At 28.7% G+C, this 3,696-nt stretch carries 6 protein-coding genes; all 6 read left to right on the top strand.

Annotation, left to right across the window (positions count from 1 at the left end):
• Window positions 1–305, top strand: a 305-nt coding sequence (locus U9O55_02340) for a polysaccharide biosynthesis protein (protein MEA2088653.1), incomplete at its 5' end; no start/stop codon positions are given.
• On the top strand, window positions 296–907 hold the full coding sequence (locus U9O55_02335; GenBank protein ID MEA2088652.1) for a polysaccharide biosynthesis protein: 612 nt from the start codon (window positions 296–298) through the stop codon (window positions 905–907). The genes U9O55_02340 and U9O55_02335, both read left to right, overlap by 10 nt.
• Window positions 904–2,019 carry a UDP-4-amino-4,6-dideoxy-N-acetyl-beta-L-altrosamine transaminase gene (pseC, locus tag U9O55_02330; GenBank protein MEA2088651.1) on the top strand — a complete coding sequence of 372 codons (1,116 nt, stop codon included), beginning with the start codon at window positions 904–906 and terminating at the stop codon, window positions 2,017–2,019. Before U9O55_02335 ends, pseC begins: the two co-directional genes overlap by 4 nt.
• The gene (locus U9O55_02325) at window positions 2,020–2,700 is read left to right on the top strand and encodes an acylneuraminate cytidylyltransferase family protein (GenBank protein MEA2088650.1); all 681 of its coding nucleotides are present in this window, start codon (window positions 2,020–2,022) and stop codon (window positions 2,698–2,700) included.
• Window positions 2,701–2,726: 26 nt separating this feature from the next.
• Window positions 2,727–3,335: a YdcF family protein gene (locus tag U9O55_02320; protein ID MEA2088649.1), complete on the top strand. Its 609-nt coding sequence runs from the start codon at window positions 2,727–2,729 to the stop codon at window positions 3,333–3,335.
• 2 nt (window positions 3,336–3,337) lie between these two features.
• On the top strand, window positions 3,338–3,696 hold a 359-nt coding region (locus tag U9O55_02315), incomplete at its 3' end, for an N-acetylneuraminate synthase family protein (GenBank protein MEA2088648.1).

Below are 3,696 nucleotides of genomic sequence, written 5' to 3'. Positions count from 1 at the left end.
CTAAATATTTACTTAAAAATTATAATTTAAAAAAATTAATCATATTTAGTAGAGACGAATTAAAACAGTTTAAAATGCAAAAAGAGATTAATGATGAAAGATTAAGATTTTTTATCGGAGATGTTCGTGATTTACAAAGATTACAGAGAGCGTTTAATAATGTAGATATTATTATTCACGCTGCCGCCTTAAAGCAAGTTCCCGCTTTAGAATACAATCCGTTTGAGGCAGTCAAAACCAATATTTTAGGAAGCCAAAATGTTATTGAAGCGGCTATTGACCAAAAGGTAAAAAAATATTATTAATATCTACGGACAAAGCTGCTCAACCAGTAAATTTATATGGTTCAACTAAACTTTGCGCTGAAAAATTATTTATTAGCGGAAATTCTTACGCCATCGGTAAAACAAAATTTAGTTGTGTGCGATATGGAAATGTTATAGGTAGCAGAGGAAGTATAATTGAGACACTTCTAAGAAACAAAGACGCAAAAAAAGTTCAAATTACAAATTTAGAAATGACTAGATTTTGGATAACATTAAATCAATCATTTGAATTGGTGTTATTTGCTTTAAATAATATGGAGGGTGGAGAAATATTTATACCAAAAATTCCGAGCATGAAATTAGTTGATTTATTTGACGCATTAACTCCACATGCAGAAAAAAAAATAATAGGAATAAGACCAGGTGAAAAAATACATGAAATTTTATTGACTGAACAAGAAGCAAGACATTCCTTATCACTTGAGAAATATTATGTAGTTTTACCTGAATTTTTAGGAACGGAAAAATATAAAAAATATTTTAAAATAGGTAAAAAAATAGAAAAAGATTTTAGATTTACAAGCGATACGAATAAGAAGTGGCTGAACATAGAAAATTTCAAAAAAATGCTAAATATATGATACAATACGGCAAACAATCTATTGATAAAAATGATATTAACGTTATTTTAAAAACTTTAAAATCTGATTGGCTTGCGCAGGGACCCAAAGTTTTTGAGTTTGAAAAAGCCTTAGCTAAATATTGCGGAGCTAAATATGCTATTGCTGTTTGCAACGGAACCACAGCCTTGCATTTAGCTTATTTAACAGCCGGATTTAAAAAAAATAATGAAATTATTACAACTCCTAATACTTTTGTGGCGACTAGCAACATGCTCTTAGCTTGCGGAGCAAAACCTATTTTTTGCGATATTAAATTAGATAATTATAATATTGACGAAAATAAAATTGAAAAATTAATTACAAAAAAAACAAAGGCTATTGTCCCTGTTCATTTTGCTGGACAGCCTTGCGAAATGGAAAAAATAAATAAAATTGCAAAAAAATATAAATTATTAGTTATTGAAGACGCTTGCCATGCCTTAGGGGCTAAATATAAAAATAATAAAATTGGAAATTGCAAATATTCAGATATGGCTGTTTTTAGCTTTCATCCTGTTAAACCAATCACAACTGGCGAGGGTGGAGCAATTTTAACTAATAATAAAAAATACTATGACAAGCTAATTTTATTGCGAAATCATGGAATTTATAAAGATAAAAATGGAAAAAATATAATGACTGAATTAGGTTATAATTATCGTTTAACCGATATCCAATCCTCACTTGGAATTTCCCAATTAAAAAAATTAAATAATTTTATTAAAAAAAGGCGTCAAATTATCAAATGGTATAAAAATGAATTAAGAAATGTTGAAGAAATTATTTTACCCGCCGAATTATCTAATAATTATTCTGGGTGGCATCTTCATGTTATTAGGACAAAAAATAGTAAAACAAGAGATAAATTATCAACATATTTAAAAAATAAAAAGATTGGAATAAACTTTCATTATCCAGCCGTTTATTCTCATCCATATTATAAAAAAATAGGTTACAAAATAAAATTAAAAAAAATGGAAGAATATCACAATTCCTGCATTACTCTCCCCTGCCATACACTATTAAAAAGAAAAAATATAAAATATATTTGTGATGTAATTAAAAAATTTTTAATAATAAATAAAAAATAAATGAAAAAAAATAAGGAAAAAATTATTGCCATTATTATCGCTCGCGGAGGATCAAAATCTATTCCTAGAAAAAATGTTCTGCCTCTTCACGACAAACCACTGATAGCTTGGTCGATTGAACTTGCTAAATCAATAAAAAAAATTGATCGAATAATCGTTTCTTCAGATGATGATGAAATAAATAATATAGCCAAGAAATATAATGCTGAGGTATTATTTAAAAGACCCATCTCATTAGCCGAAGATAATACCCCCACACTACCGGTCCTGCAACACTGTATTAAATATTTAGAAGATCAAGAAAATTATAAACCGGATATTATCTTATTACTCTACCCAACATCACCCTTTTTAAAAAAAGAAAGGGTGGAACAAGCATTAAATTTATTTAAACAAAAAAATTGTAATAGCGTACTTAGTGTAATTAAAGACCTGGGACACTTTTGGCATAAAAAAGACAATTCCTATAGACGTCTTTATCCTAAAAATATAACAAATAGACAATATTGCAAACCGTTGTATCGTGAAGATGGGGCAATCTATTTTTCACGATATGATGTTTTAATGAAAAAAAACAATCTTGTTGATGAAAAAAATGTTCAATTCATAGTTATGAATAAAGATGAAAATATTGATATTGACAAACCAGAAGATTTTCATAAAGCGAGAGAAAGAAAATAATAACTTTATCTACAATATTAATTCATATGGACAAAGCAATAGTTATATTGAGCGGTGGATTATATAAAAATAAAAACTTTTCATGGAGAACCACCACTTTTGATGAAGGAGATAATTTTGGTGCAGATGGTAGTATGATTAGAGTTATAGCTGGTCATTATTTATATAAAGAAAATATAGATAATTTAATAATAACATCGGGCGGAAAAGGGCAATATAAAAATATCCCGGGCGCACCCAATATATCCGAAGTAATTAAAAAAGAATTAATTAGTTTAGGAGTTCCAAATCAAAAAATTATTGAAGAGAAAAATTCCAACAATACATGGCAACAACTCAAAGAAATAAAAAAAATTATCCATAACAACAATATAAAACAAACTATTATTATTTCAAACAAGTATCATTTACCAAGAATTACGGCTATGATAAAAACGGATTCTGAATTACAAAAACTATTGAAGAATGATATAATAAAATTGGAATCAGCCGAAGATATACTTTTAAAATATAGCCCAAAACAATGGAAAACCACTATTGAAAAAGCCTACAAAAGTAAAAAAATTAAAAAAAGAATTGAACTTGAAAAACAAGGGGTAAAAGATATTAATAATGGAGTATATAGACTTAAATAATTATGCTAGATATTACAGTAAATACACCCGGGGGCAAAAGAAAGATTGGACCAGGCAATCCTGTATTTATTATTGCCGAAATATCAGGTAATCATAATCAATCTTATAAAAGAGCGTTAAAAATTATAGACTCTGCCGTGGAAGCTGGAGTGGATGCCGTTAAATTGCAAACCTATACCGCAGATACAATTACTCTTGACTGCAAGAACAAGTATTTTCAGGTTAAATCCAGTAATCCGGATTGGGATGGACATACTCTTTATAGCCTTTATCAAATGGCGCATACCCCTTGGGATTGGCAGCCAAAGCTAAAAAAATACGCGGAAGATAAAGGCGTTTTAGTTTTTTCAACTCCTTTTGA

This window comes from Patescibacteria group bacterium, from assembly GCA_034660655.1.
Classification (GTDB): Bacteria; Patescibacteriota; Patescibacteriia; order JAACEG01; family JAACEG01; genus JAACEG01.
The sequence above is the reverse complement of the archived record's forward strand: the minus strand, read 5'-3'. Positions and strand labels throughout refer to the sequence as shown.

Bases quoted from the DNA above. Each gene is read 5' to 3' on its own strand.
- U9O55_02325 (MEA2088650.1), top strand. From the start codon at position 2,020: ATGAAAAAAAATAAGGAAAAAATTATTGCCATTATTATCGCTCGCGGA.
- U9O55_02320 (MEA2088649.1), top strand. From the start codon at position 2,727: ATGGACAAAGCAATAGTTATATTGAGCGGTGGATTATATAAAAATAAA.
- pseC (MEA2088651.1), top strand. From the start codon at position 904: ATGATACAATACGGCAAACAATCTATTGATAAAAATGATATTAACGTT.